Source organism: Clostridium sp., assembly GCF_017888565.1.
In the GTDB taxonomy this organism is placed as follows: Bacteria; Bacillota; Clostridia; order Clostridiales; family Clostridiaceae; genus Clostridium.
This window is the reverse complement of sequence record NZ_JAGHFX010000081.1, coordinates 36,048-53,238: the sequence shown is the minus strand read 5'-3', so window position 1 is coordinate 53,238 and position 17,191 is coordinate 36,048. Positions and strand designations below refer to the sequence as shown.

At 25.9% G+C, this 17,191-nt stretch carries 14 protein-coding genes and 1 riboswitch; of the genes, 10 read left to right on the top strand and 4 right to left on the bottom strand.

What is annotated here, in order from left to right:
* Window positions 1-73 precede the first annotated feature (73 nt).
* A complete protein-coding gene (aspD, locus tag J7M87_RS15780) occupies window positions 74-1,702 on the bottom strand; it encodes an aspartate 4-decarboxylase (protein WP_291652410.1) in 1,629 nt (542 codons plus the stop codon).
* A gap of 336 nt (window positions 1,703-2,038) precedes the next feature.
* Window positions 2,039-2,136: riboswitch (SAM riboswitch) on the top strand.
* A 108-nt stretch (window positions 2,137-2,244) separates the two neighbouring features.
* On the opposite strand from aspD, the gene metH reads away from it, so the two are divergent.
* A complete protein-coding gene (metH, locus tag J7M87_RS15775; protein WP_291652408.1) occupies window positions 2,245-5,895 on the top strand; it encodes a methionine synthase in 3,651 nt (1,216 codons plus the stop codon).
* A gap of 56 nt (window positions 5,896-5,951) precedes the next feature.
* Here metH and J7M87_RS15770 read toward each other — a convergent pair whose 3' ends face one another.
* The gene (locus tag J7M87_RS15770) at window positions 5,952-6,668 is read right to left on the bottom strand and encodes an HAD family hydrolase (protein WP_291652405.1); all 717 of its coding nucleotides are present in this window, start codon (window positions 6,666-6,668) and stop codon (window positions 5,952-5,954) included.
* 203 nt (window positions 6,669-6,871) lie between these two features.
* Between J7M87_RS15770 and J7M87_RS15765 the strand changes: the two genes are divergently transcribed.
* From J7M87_RS15765 to J7M87_RS15730, 8 genes are all read left to right on the top strand, one after another.
* On the top strand, window positions 6,872-8,284 hold the full coding sequence (locus J7M87_RS15765) for a TldD/PmbA family protein (RefSeq protein ID WP_291652403.1): 1,413 nt from the start codon (window positions 6,872-6,874) through the stop codon (window positions 8,282-8,284).
* Between the two features lie 11 nt (window positions 8,285-8,295).
* On the top strand, window positions 8,296-9,573 hold the full coding sequence (locus tag J7M87_RS15760) for a metallopeptidase TldD-related protein (RefSeq protein ID WP_291652401.1): 1,278 nt from the start codon (window positions 8,296-8,298) through the stop codon (window positions 9,571-9,573).
* 139 nt (window positions 9,574-9,712) lie between these two features.
* Window positions 9,713-10,909, top strand: a complete 1,197-nt coding sequence (locus tag J7M87_RS15755; protein WP_291652399.1) for an acetate kinase — start codon at window positions 9,713-9,715, stop codon at window positions 10,907-10,909.
* Window positions 10,910-11,173: 264 nt separating this feature from the next.
* Entirely contained in the window at window positions 11,174-11,722 is a 549-nt protein-coding gene (locus J7M87_RS15750; protein WP_291652397.1) for a PH domain-containing protein, read from the top strand.
* Complete coding sequence (locus tag J7M87_RS15745; RefSeq protein ID WP_291652396.1) at window positions 11,706-13,172, top strand: PH domain-containing protein; 1,467 nt, start codon at window positions 11,706-11,708, stop codon at window positions 13,170-13,172. Before J7M87_RS15750 ends, J7M87_RS15745 begins: the two co-directional genes overlap by 17 nt.
* 153 nt (window positions 13,173-13,325) lie before the next feature.
* Complete coding sequence (locus J7M87_RS15740) at window positions 13,326-13,517, top strand: DUF1450 domain-containing protein (RefSeq protein WP_271839236.1); 192 nt, start codon at window positions 13,326-13,328, stop codon at window positions 13,515-13,517.
* 90 nt (window positions 13,518-13,607) lie between these two features.
* Window positions 13,608-14,483 carry a DMT family transporter gene (locus J7M87_RS15735; RefSeq protein WP_291652394.1) on the top strand — a complete coding sequence of 292 codons (876 nt, stop codon included), beginning with the start codon at window positions 13,608-13,610 and terminating at the stop codon, window positions 14,481-14,483.
* 78 nt (window positions 14,484-14,561) lie between these two features.
* Window positions 14,562-14,960, top strand: coding sequence for a hypothetical protein (locus tag J7M87_RS15730; RefSeq protein WP_291652392.1), 399 nt, complete (start codon window positions 14,562-14,564; stop codon window positions 14,958-14,960).
* A 36-nt stretch (window positions 14,961-14,996) separates the two neighbouring features.
* Here J7M87_RS15730 and J7M87_RS15725 read toward each other — a convergent pair whose 3' ends face one another.
* Both J7M87_RS15725 and J7M87_RS15720 read right to left on the bottom strand, forming a co-directional pair.
* On the bottom strand, window positions 14,997-15,434 hold the full coding sequence (locus tag J7M87_RS15725) for a GatB/YqeY domain-containing protein (RefSeq protein WP_291652390.1): 438 nt from the start codon (window positions 15,432-15,434) through the stop codon (window positions 14,997-14,999).
* Between the two features lie 107 nt (window positions 15,435-15,541).
* Window positions 15,542-16,405: a S66 peptidase family protein gene (locus tag J7M87_RS15720; RefSeq protein WP_291652388.1), complete on the bottom strand. Its 864-nt coding sequence runs from the start codon at window positions 16,403-16,405 to the stop codon at window positions 15,542-15,544.
* A gap of 311 nt (window positions 16,406-16,716) precedes the next feature.
* Here J7M87_RS15720 and J7M87_RS15715 point away from each other — a divergent pair, with 311 nt between their 5' ends.
* A complete protein-coding gene (locus J7M87_RS15715; RefSeq protein ID WP_291652386.1) occupies window positions 16,717-17,124 on the top strand; it encodes a reverse transcriptase-like protein in 408 nt (135 codons plus the stop codon).
* Window positions 17,125-17,191 lie beyond the last annotated feature (67 nt).

Below are 17,191 nucleotides of genomic sequence, written 5' to 3'. Positions count from 1 at the left end.
ATTATAAATCCACTTCTAAATAGAGATAAAAGCTAGGCTTATTCAAGTCTAGCTTTATTTCTATTACTACTTTTTAATTACTATTTTCTTTCCACCTACTTACGAATTCATCAAGAATTCCATGGAGGGTTTTTCCTATAGTAGTATAATCTTCATCTTTTAAATTTGCTAAAGAAATTCTTATTGACCATTCTGGACCTTGAAAGCCAGATCCACTTAATAATACAATGGATGATTCTTCAGCTAATCTATATAATACCTCAACTGGTTTATAATTGCTCTCAAGATAATTTGAAAACTTTGAACCATAATTGAAATTTGCCCATTCTAATAAGTCAAATTCCGTGTAATAAGCTGCATCATATATATTTTTTCTTAAGCTTAAACCAAGACTATCAAATAGTAATTTTTTACGTCTATGACATATTTCTATAGTTTGTTTCTTATATATGTTTTGATCATCTAACAATGCAAATGAACAAAAAAATGCCATTTGCACTTGTTGAGGTGTAGAAAGCCCAGCTGTATGATTTAGGGCAACCTGTCTGCTATCTGCAACTATCCTATCTATAAATGGTATAGTTTCTGGGTCTAGTTTCATATCACCATATCTTCTGCTTAAAATCTTCTTTTTATCGTCTGATAGTTCTTTGAGAAGTTTATTATATATGTTTTTTTCATGAATAGCTATAGTTCCTAATCTCCATCCTGTAACTCCGAAATATTTAGAAAAAGAATAAACTCCTATAGTGTTATAGGGCAAATCAGCCATTAATGATCTATATTCTGGAACAAATGTACCATAAACATCATCAGAAATTATCATTATATCTTTATTATATTCCTTTATAATAGAAACAAGGCTTTTTCTACATTCATTACTTAATGAAACAGAGGGGGGATTACTAGGATTTACTATAAATAACGCTTTTATAGAATTATCTTTAAGTTTTTCTAGCTCATGCAATGGATATTGCCAAGTATGTGTACCATCATTTGTTGTTTCAGTAGCTTTTATAGGAACTATTTCTAAATCATATCTAGGTAAAACAGGTATTTCTAGATAAGGAGTAAAAATTGGTACCATTATTGCTATTTTATCTTTAGGGTTAAGAAGCATATTTGATCCTAAAGTATCAAATATATAACACATTGCTGCAGTAGCTCCTTCTACCGCAAAAATATCAAATTTACCACTTGGAGGTTTATTGTAACACATTTCTTGCACTAAATAATCATGAACTATTTCTTCAATATGAAATAGCATTCTATCTGGCACAGGATAATTATCTCCGATAATTGCATCTGCTAGTTCATATAAGTAATCATCAGCATTAAAGTTTTTTTCTTTTATTCCATATTCAATTATTTTTCTAAGTAATTCTACCCCTGGTAAAGTATTATTTTTATTTATAAATTTTATAAATCTATTGTAAATACCATTTTTTTTAGGCATTCCAGCTAAATCGCCATTATTAATATCTTTCTTAGTTTCATCAACAGCAAAAAGACCAAATGTAAAAAAAGCCTCTCTAGGAGTAGATGCTGTCCAATTTGGATTTCCTCTACCAGCATCTAAAAGAATACGAGCTGTTTTTTCTTTTTCACCATTAGCCAGCTCTATTAACCTATTTTTAAATTCAAATGGACTTATTTTACCATAAATTTTTTCGATTTCTTCACGTTGTAAGTTTTTGCCCATATTTTTTCTCCTTAAATAAAAGTTTTATCTTATTTTTTGTTATGAATTAAAATATTATTCTCTTAATATATAGTTGAATTAATAATATAAAAAATTAATACTAACAATATATGAATAGATAATATATTTATATAATAGGATTTAAGATTTAAATAAAAACTCTTTTAAGGCATATAAATTTCTAAAATGTTATCTTTATAAATTTATTGATAATTTGCAGTTTAATTAAATGGTAAGTTTTATTTGAATTTATATAAAATTTATACTTAAATGCAATTATTTATTGAATTATATTTACAATAAATAATAAAGATTATATAATTATATAAAAATAATATCTTATTAAGAGTGGTGGAGGGACTGGCCCTTTGAAACCCGGCAACCTGCTTTCAAGTGTGGTGCTAAATCCTACAGGTTTTTCTGAAAAATAAGAGTAATAGAGTTTGTATATGATCCTTTCTTATTTTAGAAGGGATTTTTTATTTTTTATATATTGATATTGGTTGTAGATAATATTAAGAGTTATTAAAGGGGGCTGTATAATGAAAAGAGATTTTGAAATAGTAAAAGACTTAGAAAAAAGAATTTTAGTGATAGATGGGGCAATGGGAACTAATATTCAATCATTTATGTTAAAAGAAGCTGATTATAGAGGAGATTTATTAAAAGAATTTCCTATAGATCAAAAGGGAAATAATGATTTATTGAGTATAACAAAGCCAGAAGTAATTGATGAAATACATCGAGGATTTTTAAGTGTAGGTGCAGATATAATAGAAACTAATACATTAAATTCAAATAGAATATCACAAAGTGATTTTGGACTTGAAAATTTAGTTTATGATTTAAATTATAAAAGTGCAAAGCTAGCTAAAACGGCTTGTGATGATTTTTCTAAAAAGGATGGTAAAAAAAGATATGTAGCAGGATCTATAGGTCCAACCAATAGAATGGCATCATTATCTCCAAATGTTGAAGACCCAGGATATAGAAATATATCTTTTGACCAGTTAAAAGATGCATATGTAGAACAAATAGGTGCTTTAATTGATGGGGGGATTGATTTAGTTTTAATAGAAACAATTTTTGATTCCTTAAATGCAAGAGCTGCTATTATGGCTGCAAATGATGTTTTTAGATTGAAAAATAAAATTCTCCCTATAATGATATCTGGAACAATATCAGATAAATCAGGAAGAATTTTATCTGGACAAAATCTTTCTGCTTTTGCTGCTTCTATGAAAAATGAAAATATCATTTCAATAGGACTAAACTGCTCTTTTGGAGCGAGAGATTTAAATCCTTTTATAAAAGAATTAGCAGAAACTCAGGAGTTATTTATATCAGTTTATCCAAATGCAGGGTTGCCTAATGAATTAGGATTTTATGATGAGTCACCTGAAATAACATCAAAGTGTATTGAAGAAATGCTAAAAGAAGGATATCTCAATATAGTAGGTGGATGCTGTGGAACTACTTATGAACATATAAAAGCAATTGCAAATATAGCTAAAAACTATAAACCAAGAATTGTAAAAGGAATTGAAATAGAAAGTGTATATAGTGGATTAGAAATAAACAAGGTGAATAAAGAAAGTAATTTTATTAATATTGGAGAAAGAACAAATGTTTCAGGATCTTTAAAGTTTGCAAGGCTTATAAAGGAAAAAAAATATGAAGAAGCTCTTGCTATTGCTAAAGAACAAGTTGAAAATGGTGCTCAAATAATAGATGTAAATTTTGATGATGGACTTTTAGATAGTGAAAAAGAAATGGAGTATTTTTTAAAACTCCTAGCTTCAGAACCTGATATTTCAGCTAAACCTATAATGATTGATTCGTCAAGATGGGAAGTTATAGAAAAAGGCCTTAAAGTAATTCAAGGAAAACATATAGTGAATTCTATTTCTTTAAAAAATGGGGAAGAAGATTTTTTAAAGAAAGCAAAGATTATTAAAGATTTTGGTGCAGCAGTAGTAGTTATGGCTTTTGATGAAAAAGGCCAAGCAGATAATTATGAAAAAAAGATAAGTATATGTAAAAGAGCTTATGACCTTTTAGTGAATAAAGTTAAATTTCCACCAGAGGATATAATATTCGATCCAAATATTTTAGCAATAGCAACAGGAATTGAAGAACATAATAATTATGCTTTAGATTTTATAAATGCTACAAAATGGATAAAAGAAAATCTCCCATATGTCAAAGTATCAGGTGGCGTTAGCAATTTATCATTTTCATTTAGAGGTAATAACAAAATAAGAGAAGCTATGCATTCAGTTTTTTTATATCATGCTATAAAAAATGGTATGGATATGGGGATTGTGAATCCAAGTATGATTCAGATATATGACGATATTCCTAAAGATTTACTTAAATTAGTTGAAGATGTTATTTTAAATAGTTCTGAAGATGCAAGTGAAAAACTTTTAGAAGCTGCTACTTTATATAAAAATGATTTAAAAGAAGGCGGTGAAAGTAAAGAGGACTGGAGAAACTTAACTTGCAAAGAAAAACTAGAATACTCTATAGTCAAAGGAATTACTAATTATATAGAAGAAGATTTAAAAGAATCATTAAATTTATATGATAGGACTTTAGATATAATAGAAGGCCCTTTAATGGATGGAATGAAAAAAGTAGGTGAACTTTTTGGAGATGGAAAAATGTTTTTGCCTCAAGTAGTAAAATCAGCACGAGTTATGAAAAAGGGAGTTTCATACTTAACGCCATATATAAATAGTGAAAAAGATGGTGAGTTTACTAGAGATGGAAAGATATTAATAGCTACTGTAAAAGGTGATGTCCATGATATAGGAAAGAATATAGTTGGCGTTGTTTTATCTTGTAATAACTTTGACGTTATAGATTTAGGGGTAATGGTTCCATATGAAGAAATAATAGATAAAGCAATTAAGGAAGATGTTGATATAATTGGGTTAAGTGGATTGATAACTCCATCTTTAAGTGAAATGATAACAGTTGCAAAGGAAATGGAAAAAAGAAACCTAAATATTCCACTTATAATTGGAGGTGCAACTACTTCTAAAGTTCATACAGCGTTAAAAATAGATCCTAATTATAGTGGACCAGTAATATATGGATATGATGCATCTAAAACTGTTGAAATTTGTAAGACATTAGTATCAAAAGAAAAAGATAAATTTATAAAGAAAACTAAAGAAGATTATAGGTTACAAAGAGAAAATTATGAAAAGGTAAAATTTGAATTTATTTCATTAGAAGAAGCAAGAAAAAATAAACTCAAAATAGATTGGAAAAATACTCTCATTAAGAAACCTAATTTTTTAGGGGTGAAAGAAATTTATGATTATACTATAAAAGATTTGAGGCCTTTTATAGATTGGAGTTTCTTTTTTACAGCTTGGGGAATGAAAATGAAATTTCCACAAATTCTAGAAGATAATAATTATGGTGAAGAAGCCAACAAAATATATTATGATGCAAATAAATTATTGGATGATTTAGAAAATAGCAAAATAGTGAAACTCAAAGGAGTATTTGGGTTATTTAAAGCAAGTTCTGCTGAAGATGATATAAAGATTTTTGATAAAGATAATAATATAATAGAAACTTTTAATATGTTTAGACAACAAAAGAAAAGTAAAAATAATATAAATCTTTCTTTAAGCGACTATATAGCTCCTGAGGGATTAGAAATTGATGATTATATTGGTGCATTTTTAGTTACAAGTGGAACTGAGGCTAGAGAGTATTCTAAGAACTTAAGAAAAAATGGAGATGAATATAATTCTATGCTTTTAAGCTTTATATGTGATAGGCTAGCAGAAGCTTTTGCAGAAAAATTGCATTTAGATGTTAGAAAGAGCTATTGGGGATATTCAAGCAATGAGAATTTAAATTATGATGAGTTACTTTCTGGGAAGTATAGGGGAATAAGACCAGCCGTAGGTTATCCATCAATAAAGGATCAAAAAGAAATAAGAAAAATATTTAAGCTTTTAAATGGAGAAGAATCAACTGGAGTAAAAGTTACGGAAAGTAATATGATGGATCCTCCATCATCAGTTTGTGGATTATATTTTGCAAATGGTGAAGCTAAATATTTTGATGTTTATAAAATAGATAACAATCAATTGGAAGATTATGCAGAAAGAAATAATTCAGAATTAGAGGAATTAAAAAATAGGTTACCTAATATATTAATATAATTACTTACAAAAAAGAAAACTTATAAAGTATTAACAAACTTTATAAGTTTTCTTTTTTATTTTAATATTAATGATTTAACTTTATTGAAATCTCCATCTAATATTGAATAGTTACTATCAATATCACTAACTAAATTAGGAGATAAATTAGAATGAATATATAAGGTATTTAAATTTATTTCTTTTGCGCCTTGTATATCACAAATATAATCATTTCCAATCATTATACTTTCAATTGGATTTAAATTATATTTTTCTATTAATGAATTATAAAAAAGCTTATCAGGTTTACATACACAAAAATCTGAAGAAAATAATATTTCATCAAAATAGTTATCAATACCTAATAATTTCATTTCGTAAAGAGTAAAAACCCTTTGAGCATTAGATAGTAGATATATATTTTTATCTTTAGATTTTAGTGATTCTAATAATTCAATAACACCATTATAAAGAGATAATTTATTTACTGATAATACTCTAAATATTTGTGCTGTATCTTTAATAATATCGTCACTTGGAAAAACACACTTTTTATTAAATAATTCTTTAAATATTTCTTCTATATTAAAATCAGGATAATGTGTATTAGTATTTAGCTCTAATTTAGTATTTACTAATTGGAAGTATGTATCTTTTAGTTCATTACTAGAATAATTTGCCCCATTATATGAATAAAATAAAGATAACTTTTCCCAGAGTAGCATTGAATCTTCATTTGTATTTATATCAACTAAAGTTCCATACAAATCAAATATATAATTTTTGAACATTTATAGGCCTCCCATATTAAGTTATATATTACTTACTTCTTTTAATAATTTATAAATCCTCTAATTAATATATAAGTTATATAAGAATTGTAGTTTAAAACAAAATATACTTATTTAATTTATGTTTAATACTAATATTTCTATTCCAGAATATGGACGGTAATATTTATTAATGATAAACTTAATAAAAAGGAGGCTATTATATGAAATTAGAAATAAGTAAATATTTGAAAGAAATAAAACCTATTTTAAACGAACTTTTAGAAGAATTACTAAAAGAGTTTAAATATGTATCAATTTTAGCAACAGATTCTTTTGGCAAAAAGTTTATTGTATCTAAAAATACAGTAAGTATAAATGATGGGGCATTTATAGAAAGAGGGTTTGTAGTAAAAGTTTATAATGGTGTAAATTATTCAGAGTATGCTTTTAATTATATTAATAAAGAAAATTTTAATAGCATAATCGAAGAAATAAAAAAGAATTCAAAGAATTCTCTTAATGACAATATAAATATTTATAATGTTATAGATGAAGATGAAGTAAAATTTTCTAAGGGAACAGAGATAAAACTTCACCCTAAAGATATTGGTGATAAAAATATATTAGAGTCACTATCAAAAATAAAGGATGAAGGATTATCCTTAAGTGAAAATGTAGTAGATTTTAGAGTGTTTTATGAATATATGAACGTCAACAAGATATTTTTATCTTCTAAGAAGGACTTAGAACAAAGTTTAATGTGGGGAAATGGAATGTGTCTTTGTATAGCTGCTGATGAAAATGGAAATAAAATTGGAACACGAATTTTTTCAGGAGCTAAGGGTGGAGAATTACTAAATGAAATGAATGGTGCTGCTAATGAACTTGTTGATGAAACAGTGAAGCTACTAAGTGCAAAAAAGATAGTTCCAGGAGAATATGATGTTATATGTACTCCGGATATAACAGGATTAATAGTACACGAAGCTTTTGGACATGGTGTAGAAATGGATATGTTTTTAAAAGATAGAGCAAAGTCTAAAGATTTTATGGGAGAATATGTTGCATCAGATATAGTTACTATGCATGATGGAGCTGCATCTATAGAAGAAACTGGATCTTATTTCTTCGATGATGAAGGAAATATGGCTAGTGATACTATAATAATTAAAGATGGTGTATTAAAAACTGGAATAAATGATAGTTTAACAGCTCTAGCATTAAATGAAAAAACTACTGGTAATGGAAGAAGACAAAGCTTTGATAGAAAAGCATATACAAGGATGACAAATACTTATATTGAATATGGTAATAGTAATGTAGAAGAAATGATAAAATCAGTAAAGTATGGATTTTTAATAGATTCTGCAGAAAGTGGAATGGAAGATCCGAAAAATTGGGGAATACAATGCATTGCAAATATAGGAAAAGAAATAAAAGATGGCAAATTAACAGGAAATATATTTTCTCCTATAATAATTACTGGTTATGTTCCCGATTTATTAAAATCTATTTCAATGATATCTAGTGAGTTTGGAACTAGTGGTACAGGATACTGTGGAAAAGGATACAAAGAATGGGTTAAAGTTTCAGCTGGTGGTCCTTATATAAAATGTAAGGCTAGACTAGGATAGAGGTGAAGTATATGATAAATTTAATTAAAGAATTATTGAATAAAAATAATATAGAAGAATATATAATTTCAGAAACTGAATTTGAAGATTTAGAACTTTACTTTATAAGAGACTCATTGGATATGAAGAGATCAAAACATCTATTAAATTATTCAGTTAAAATATTTAATAATTTTAATGAAAATGGAGAAAAATTTAAAGGTGATACTACATTAACTATATATCCTTCAATGACAAAAGATGAAATAGATAAAGCAATTGTAGAAGGATATTATATAACATCCTTAGTGAAAAACAGGTATTATAACTTACCAAAAGGAAATAAAAAAGATGAGAAAATTTTAATTGAAAGCAAAATATCAAAAAATACTTTAGAAGAAACAGCTAATAAATTAAGAGAAGCACTTTATAAAAATAATAATATAGATAAGGGATTTATTAATTCAGCAGAAATTTTTGTTGAAAAGGTGAGAAAGAAAATATTAGGAGCTAATGGAACTGATATAGAATATGTAAAATATAACACTCATGGAGAATATGTAACTCAATGGATAGATAAAGATGATGTAGAGTTATATAATAGCTTTAGTTATAATGATTTAGAGGAAGATGAATTAGCTTTAAAAGTTAAAGAAGCTATTTTAAATACTGGTTATAGGGAAAAAAGTTTAAATCCACCTAAAACAGGCTCATATAATGTAATTTTATCTGGTGAAGAAGTAAAAACTCTATTAAGTTATTATCTTGAAAATTCTGAGGCTTCAATGATTTATCAAGGATACTCAAATTTTAAAATAAATAATAGTGTTCAAGGCAATGATATAAAGGGAGATAAAATAAACATTAGGCTAACATCTAGCGTGCCATTTAGTAATGAAGGTGTTAAATTAATAGATAGAACTTTAATTGATAAATGTGAATTAAAAAGTATATACGGATCTTCAAGATTTATGAATTACTTAAACTTAGAACCAGTTGGAGAATATGATGGTGCAATAATATCAGGAGGAAATACTTCATTTAATGATATGATAAGTAATGGAGATCTTCATATTATTAAATTTTCAGATTTCCAGATGGATTCTTTAACAGGAGATTTTTTTGGCGAAATTAGACTTGCCTTATTAAAGGATGGGGATAATTTAATTCCTTTAACTGGAGGATCATTATCTGCTAGTATAAAGGATGTTCAAAGTGATTTTATATTATCTAAAGAAGTTCAAAATTTAGGATCTTATAAAATACCATTAGCTATTAAGTTAAATAGCGTAGAAATTTCAGGAAAATAGAGGAAGGGGCTGAATATATAGCCCTTTTTACTTTTATTAAAGATTATTGTAGAATATAGGAAAATCTATCAATTTGAATATATAGATTTTTAGTGTATTATATAAATAATGAAACAAATGAATGTGAAGGAGAATTATTATGAAGACTTTAGTAATTAATTGCGGAAGCTCATCTTTAAAGTATCAATTAATTGATATGGAAACGGAGAATTCATTAGTACAAGGGTTAGTAGAAAGAATAGGTATTGAAGGCTCTATATTAACTCAAAAAGTTGAAGGAAAAGATAAATATATTATTAAAGAGTCTATGCCAAATCATAAAGCTGCTATTAAATTAGTTTTAGAAGCCTTAGTTAATAAAGAACATGGAGTTATCCAATCAATGGATGAAATTCGTGCTGTTGGACATAGAGTAGTTCATGGAGGAGAAAAGTATTCTCATTCAGTTATAATAGATGATACTGTGTTAGACTCAATTAGGGATTGTATATCACTTGCTCCACTTCATAATCCACCAAATATAATTGGTATTGAAGCTTGTATGGAGCTTATGCCAAATACACCAATGGTAGCAGTATTTGATACAGCATTCCATCAAACTATGCCAAAGGAAGCTTATATATGTCCACTTCCATATGAACTTTATGAAAAGTATGGTATAAGAAAATATGGCTTCCATGGTACATCACATAAATATGTATCTCAAAAAGTTGCAGATGCAATGGGAAGAGATATAAAGGAGTTAAAGATTATTACATGTCACTTAGGTAATGGATGTTCATTAGCAGCAGTGAAGGGCGGAAAATCAATAGATACTTCTATGGGCTTTACACCTTTAGCAGGAGTAATGATGGGAACTAGATCAGGAAGTATAGATCCATCAGTTATTAGTTTCCTTTCAGAACAACATGGGTATAAAATTAGTGATATAGATGAACTATTAAATAAAAAATCTGGAGTTTTAGGTATTTCGGGAGTATCTTCAGACTTTAGAGATGTTATTGATGCAGCAAATAAAGGAAATGAAAGAGCAAAACTTGCACTAGATATATTCCACTATAAAGTTAGAGCTCAAATTGCAGCATATGCTGGAATTATGGGGGGAGTAGATGTTATAGTATTTACTGCTGGTATAGGAGAAAACTCATCTTTAACTAGGAAAGAGTGTTTAAATGGCCTTGAATTCTTAGGATTTAATATTGATGATGAGAAAAATGCTATAAGAGGTGAAATTCAAGAGATATCAACTAAAGATTCAAAAGTAAAAGTTTATGAAATTCCAACTAATGAAGAGCTTATGATTGCTAGAGATACGGTTAAGTTAATAAGTAAATAGTCGTTAAATTTAATTAAAAAAAGTAAATATAGTTTGTAAAAGCAGATCTTATTTAAATGATCACTTTATAGTAGGGAGTTGAAGGAATAAAAAATCTTACTATAGTGGGAAAGTTTAAATAAAGGTCTGTTTTTTATTATATTTTGTATATATTATAACAATATTTACAAAATAATTATAATTTACATATTTTATTTAAAAGTAATTTATATAGATGATATAATAATTAGAGAAATTTTATTATATAAATGGGGGGAAGTAATAATGCAGGAATATCAAAGGCTTAATAAGAATGCTATAAAGTCATGGATTATAGCAAGGTTAATATCTACATTCATTATTAGTGTAATTTTAATTGGAGGCAGAATATTTCTTTCAAAAGTTATGGATGATTTTAATGCAATAAGCTTTATTTTTACAATGGCTAGTATTATTCTAATAAGTATACTTTTAATTAATTCTTTTATATCTCCAACAATTGAATATAAGCAATGGAGATATAAAATAACAAATGATAAGATTGAATTTACAGAAGGCATATATTTTATTAGAAAAGTTATAATTCCTATAATAAGAATTCAACATATTCAAGTAAATCAAGGTCCCATAAATAAATTTTTTAATTTATATGATATAAGTATTTTTACTGCTGGTGGACAACATAAAATACCCAATATTGATAGTAAGAGAGCAGAAGAAATAAGTGAATATTTGAATGAAGTTATAAAAAATAAAATTACTCAAAGAATATATAATTCTAATGAAAATATTTTATCAGATAAGGAATTAGAAAATTATGATGAAGTCAAATGAATATAGAAAAAATCATATAAGTTTTATTTGGGAAGAAATTATAAAATCAATAAAAGGACTATTTATATTTTTAGTATTATCTTTTGCTAACTTGGATGAAGGAGGAATATATGTAATTATTATATTGATACTATTAGGTGTTATAAGTTCTATATTAAAATGGGTAACTATAAAGTTCTATATAAATAATAATGAATTAATATATATAAGTGGAATAATAAATAGAAGAAAACTAGAGATACCTTTTGATAAAATAAACACCATTGATATAAATAAAAATATTATTGATAGAATATTTAATGTATGCACTTTAAAAGTTGATACTGGTGCTGTAAAAGAAGTTGGACAAGAAATAAAAATTAAAATATATAATGAAGAAGCTTATAAAATTAGAAATTTTATAAATGGAATAAATAGTAAAAGAGTATATGAGGACTTAAAGGAAATTCAATATTCTAAAAATAAAGTATTTAGTAAAACTATATCATTTAAAGAAATATTTTTATACTCAATAAGTAAGTCAAAGATATTATGGGCAGTGGGTGGGATATTTTTTATTGGTGATTTTCTAAAAAATCTAGAAGAAACATTTAAATTTTCTATAACTAATAATATTGTAGAAAATGTTGAAGTAGAAAGGTTCTTTTCTACTGGATTAGTTAAGTCTATTGGAATATTAATATTATTATTTATGTTTATATATATATTTATAAGTATTATATTTATGATATTTGAAATGATTAGACTTTACAATTTTACTTTAACTGATGATAAGAATGATATTAAAATTAAATATGGATTATTAACAGTAAAGGAATACTCAATTCCAAGAAATAAGATATATGCGATAAGATATAAGCAGAATTTATTACAACAATTATTTAAAATATTTCAAATAGAAGTTGTAACAGTGGGGTATGGAGATGAGCAAAACGAACAGGCTATACTTTATCCTGTGGCTAATAAGGAATTTATAAATTCAACATTAAAGTTAATACTACCTACTTTTAAATTTAATGGAGAAATTAACAAGCCTACTAAAGATGTTATAAGTAGGTTTATAATAAAAAGATCAATTATATTAATTATTTTTGTTATAATTCCTTTATTTTTTGTAGTTCCAAAATCTTATTTGATAATAAAATTAATATTATTTTTTATCTTATTTTTATTTAATATATTTTTAGGATTACTAAACTATAAAAATACATCTTTAGGTATTAGTAAAGAATTATTAGTAGCTAGTAGTGGAAGTATCGAAAAAATTACAACACTAGTTAAACAGGAATATTTACAATCTGTAGAAATTAGAGAAAATCCTTTTCAAAGAAAAAAATCAATATGCGATTATAAATTAGATATATATAGTAATAAAATGGGAGATGCTGTATTTATAAAAAACATGAAAAGGATTTTGCTAAATACTATTGATGAAAATTTAATTTTATAAAATTGAAAACTATAAAAATTCGATTAATATTAAGAAAGTTAAAGATTTCATTAGATAAATAAAATTAATTTGAATAATTAAAGTTTGTAAATAAGAATTATTATTAATATAATAAAAATAATTAATAAATAAATATAAAAGGAGATTAGAAAAATGATATCAGTTTGTCCGGTATGCTCAGGAATAGATATAGAAAAGTTAGAAGAAAAGTTTGGAAAAGATAATGTAGAAGTAGGATGCATAGGTGAATGTGGTGGAAGAGATGGCCTTATAATTGGATATGCTAACGGAAAATACATTGAAACTGAAACAGAAGAAGAATTTATTAGTGAAATAGAAGAGTAGTAATAAAACACCTTAGAGGACAATGCTCTAAGGTGTTAATTTTTTATAATATAATAGTAATATGGTATTATATAAGTAAGGAGTGATTATATGAATAATTTAAGTAATAGAACCAAAGGTATTTTATTTTTAGTATTTTCAGCCTTTGGTTTTGCAGTAATGTCTGCTTTTGTAAAGTTAGCAGGTGATTTACCTTCATTTCAAAAAACATTTTTTAGAAATTTAGTGTCTTGCATAATAGCGTTATTTTTTATTATAAAGAATAAAGAAAGTTTTTTTGGAAAAAAAGAAAATCAGAAGGTCTTATTATTAAGATCAGCTTTAGGGACAGTAGGAATAGTATTGAATTTCTATTCAATTGATAAACTAGTTTTATCAGATGCAAATATGTTAAATAAACTAAGTCCATTTTTTGTAATTATTTTTTCTGCATTATTCTTAAATGAAAAGATAAATTTCAAACAATTCACAGCAATTATCATAGCTTTTGTTGGAGCATTATTCATAATAAAGCCTAGTTTTAATTTAGATATGATTCCTGCAATTATGGGAATATTAGGTGCGATTTTTGCAGCAGGGGCATATACTTGTCTAAGAGTACTTGGAGGAAGAGAAAAGCATTATACAATAGTATTTTATTTTTCATTATTTTCTTTAGTAGTAATTTTTCCTTTTATGATGGCTGTATATACCCCTATGAGTATTAAGCAACTTTTTTATCTATTAATGGCGGGCGTATTTGCAAGTATAGGACAATTTGGTATAACTATTGCATATAAATATGCTCCTGCTAAAGAAATATCTATTTTTGATTATTCAAATATTTTATTTTCAGCCATTATAAGCTTTTTAATATTTGGAGTATTACCAGATACACTAAGCTTTATGGGATATTTCATTATTTTTGCTGCATCTTATTATATTTATATTTATAATAAAAAGTTAGATAAGGCAGAAGGTAAATAAATTGTTAGTTCTAAACAACTCTTATATAAAAAAGCATATAATATTAGTATAAGTATTAAGAAAATTGGTGGTTACTAATTGATAGGTTTTATTATAATTGGGCATGGAAAATTTGCAACAGGCATATATAGTGCTTGCAAACTGATTGATAAAACTTATTCAAATGTTAAGGCAATTGACTTTGTTGATAAAGATAGCAATTGTGAATTAGAAAATAAAATTAAATTAGCTTTAGAAGAGTTAATATGCTGTGAAGATATTATAGTATTTTGTGATATGTTTTTGGAAAGTCTTTTTAGATTATCTTTAATTAATTCTATATATGATTATGATAGATTTACTATATTATCTGGAGTAAACTTACCTATAGTTTTGGAAGGAATAATGATAGGACAGTCCAACAAATGTAATGCAGTAAAACTTGTTAAAACATTAAAAAATGAATTTCCAAATACGTTTGTTCATATGCTGAATTAAATGTAAAGAAAACCTCTCACTGCGAGAGGCTTTTTTTTATCCTAATATATTTTTTACCATAGGATTAATTTTTGATCTATCAAACTTACCATTTACTTTTGGCATTATTTCTTTCATTATTTTCCCCATGTCTTTAGGGCCATAATTACCGTTTGTAATTATTTCTTTAAGCATAGCTTCAACTTCTTCTTCGCTTAATTGTGCTGGAAGATATGGAGTTAATAAATTGATTGCAAAGTTTCCTTCTTCAATCTTATCATTATCATTTAATTGCATAGCATATTGAAGAGCTTCTTTAAGTTGTTTAATTTGTTTTTCTATAATTTTTATAACGTCTTCATCTGAAATATCTTTTCTTTCATTAACTTCAAAAGCTTTGATTTCTGAATTAACTAATCTTAAAACATTAACAGTAGCTTTATCCCTAGCTTTCATAGCAGCTATTTCGTTCTTTTTTAATTCTTCTTTTAACATATCATTTCACCTCACTGGAATACTTATAATAAACAATATTGTTTATCCTTGTTAAAATTATATACTTTAAGGAATATTATTGCAAGAAATCTAATTATAAGTAACGACTAGTCTAAGTATAAACTTTTTCCTATACCTATGCATTTAGAATTTGAACCATGGCCTAATTCATCTGTTTTAGCTATTGGTATATTAGGATTATCAAGTATTTTTATAAGTATATCTTCAATTTTAGGAGATGACGAATCTTTTTCTAATTCAGTAAAGGTACCCAATAGAATTCCACTTATATTATCAAAGGCTCCGATTTGTTTATATTGAGTTAGAAAAGTTGTTATTTTATTAATATCTCCACTTAATGCTTCAAGAAAAAGTATCTTATTTTTAAAATCTGGCATGAATTTTGTCCCAGATAACTTTAAAAAGCATCTAATATTACCTCCAATAACAGTTCCAGACATAGAGCTACCTTGAATCCATTTATAATTAAAGTTAAATAAATCAGAGTTTCCTTCTAAAATGCTGTTTTTAAAATTGTTAATTTGATTTATGGAATCTTCTCTTATAAGATTTCTTAATTGATAATTATAATTAACAATATTTGATTGTTTTAATAAAGCATTTAGAATTACAGTTAAATCACTGTATCCAAAGAAAGGTTTCTCATACTTTGAAATAATATCGTAATCTAAATAATCAAGAATTTCATTACATAAGTCACCACCAGATAAATCAAATATAATCTTAATATCCTCATTAATATATAAATCAATAAGCTCCTTTGCTCTTATTTTAGCATCATAGGTTATTCCAGTACTATCTTTAAATAGTGTTTTCGATGTTATGACATTGATTTTCATAGATGATAATATAGTTATTAATTCATCTATTTTCTCTTTCATATTTATATCTAGGCCGTTGGAGCATGATATTAGTCCAATTGTATCATTTTTATTTAATAAAGTTTTCATAAAAGCCTCCGTAATATTATTTTATTTATTCTTTAGTATAAAAAATAAGAGTAAAAAAAGCAATTAATTGGTTGTAGGTTATTTAGACAGATAATTTTATTAGGATTAAATCAGTTATTTATTTAGATAAAGTAAGATAAAACAATAGCAGATTATTATTATATATGTTTTTATATTGAACTTAAGTTTTAAATATATATATTAGAATTATATTTAATATTTAAATTCATATATTATTTAAATTAATTAGAGAATAATAAGCTTAAATTTAGAATATTTTTATAGTATATAAGTTTATAAGTGGAGGATATATGAAGTATAGACTTTATGTAAATGGTAAATGCAAAAATACAAGAAATTTTCAAAGTGATATTGGAATTGGTGGAGTAATTTTGAGTGATCATGGAGAAGAGATTTCATTTTCAAGAAATGTAGGGGTAGGAACTTGCTCAGAGGCACAAATCTATGCTATCTTGCAAGGCGTAGATGAAATATCAAAATTTAATAATGCTACTAGTATTATAGTGTATGTTTCAAATTTAATGCTTGTAGAATATTTAAATGGCAGAAAGCATGATGTAAGTCCTGGAACCGAAATTTTGGCAAATAAATTAAAAAATCTAATGGAATATTTAGGGGTTGGCATATTTTATGAGTATTTTGAAGTAAATGATTATAATTATGTAAGAACCTTAGCAGAAGATGCTTTAAATCTATAAGAAAAATTTGTAAGTATCGGAAAAGTGTAGTAAAATATATATCATAAATTATTTATTAAATAAGGAG

Excerpts from the sequence above, each read along its gene's own strand:
- aspD (WP_291652410.1), bottom strand. The coding sequence starts at position 1,702 with ATGGGCAAAAACTTACAACGTGAAGAAATCGAAAAAATTTATGGTAAA.
- metH (WP_291652408.1), top strand. The coding sequence starts at position 2,245 with ATGAAAAGAGATTTTGAAATAGTAAAAGACTTAGAAAAAAGAATTTTA.
- J7M87_RS15770 (WP_291652405.1), bottom strand. The coding sequence starts at position 6,668 with ATGTTCAAAAATTATATATTTGATTTGTATGGAACTTTAGTTGATATA.
- J7M87_RS15765 (WP_291652403.1), top strand. The coding sequence starts at position 6,872 with ATGAAATTAGAAATAAGTAAATATTTGAAAGAAATAAAACCTATTTTA.
- J7M87_RS15760 (WP_291652401.1), top strand. The coding sequence starts at position 8,296 with ATGATAAATTTAATTAAAGAATTATTGAATAAAAATAATATAGAAGAA.
- J7M87_RS15755 (WP_291652399.1), top strand. The coding sequence starts at position 9,713 with ATGAAGACTTTAGTAATTAATTGCGGAAGCTCATCTTTAAAGTATCAA.
- J7M87_RS15750 (WP_291652397.1), top strand. The coding sequence starts at position 11,174 with ATGCAGGAATATCAAAGGCTTAATAAGAATGCTATAAAGTCATGGATT.
- J7M87_RS15745 (WP_291652396.1), top strand. The coding sequence starts at position 11,706 with ATGATGAAGTCAAATGAATATAGAAAAAATCATATAAGTTTTATTTGG.
- J7M87_RS15740 (WP_271839236.1), top strand. The coding sequence starts at position 13,326 with ATGATATCAGTTTGTCCGGTATGCTCAGGAATAGATATAGAAAAGTTA.
- J7M87_RS15735 (WP_291652394.1), top strand. The coding sequence starts at position 13,608 with ATGAATAATTTAAGTAATAGAACCAAAGGTATTTTATTTTTAGTATTT.
- J7M87_RS15725 (WP_291652390.1), bottom strand. The coding sequence starts at position 15,434 with ATGTTAAAAGAAGAATTAAAAAAGAACGAAATAGCTGCTATGAAAGCT.
- J7M87_RS15720 (WP_291652388.1), bottom strand. The coding sequence starts at position 16,405 with ATGAAAACTTTATTAAATAAAAATGATACAATTGGACTAATATCATGC.
- J7M87_RS15715 (WP_291652386.1), top strand. The coding sequence starts at position 16,717 with ATGAAGTATAGACTTTATGTAAATGGTAAATGCAAAAATACAAGAAAT.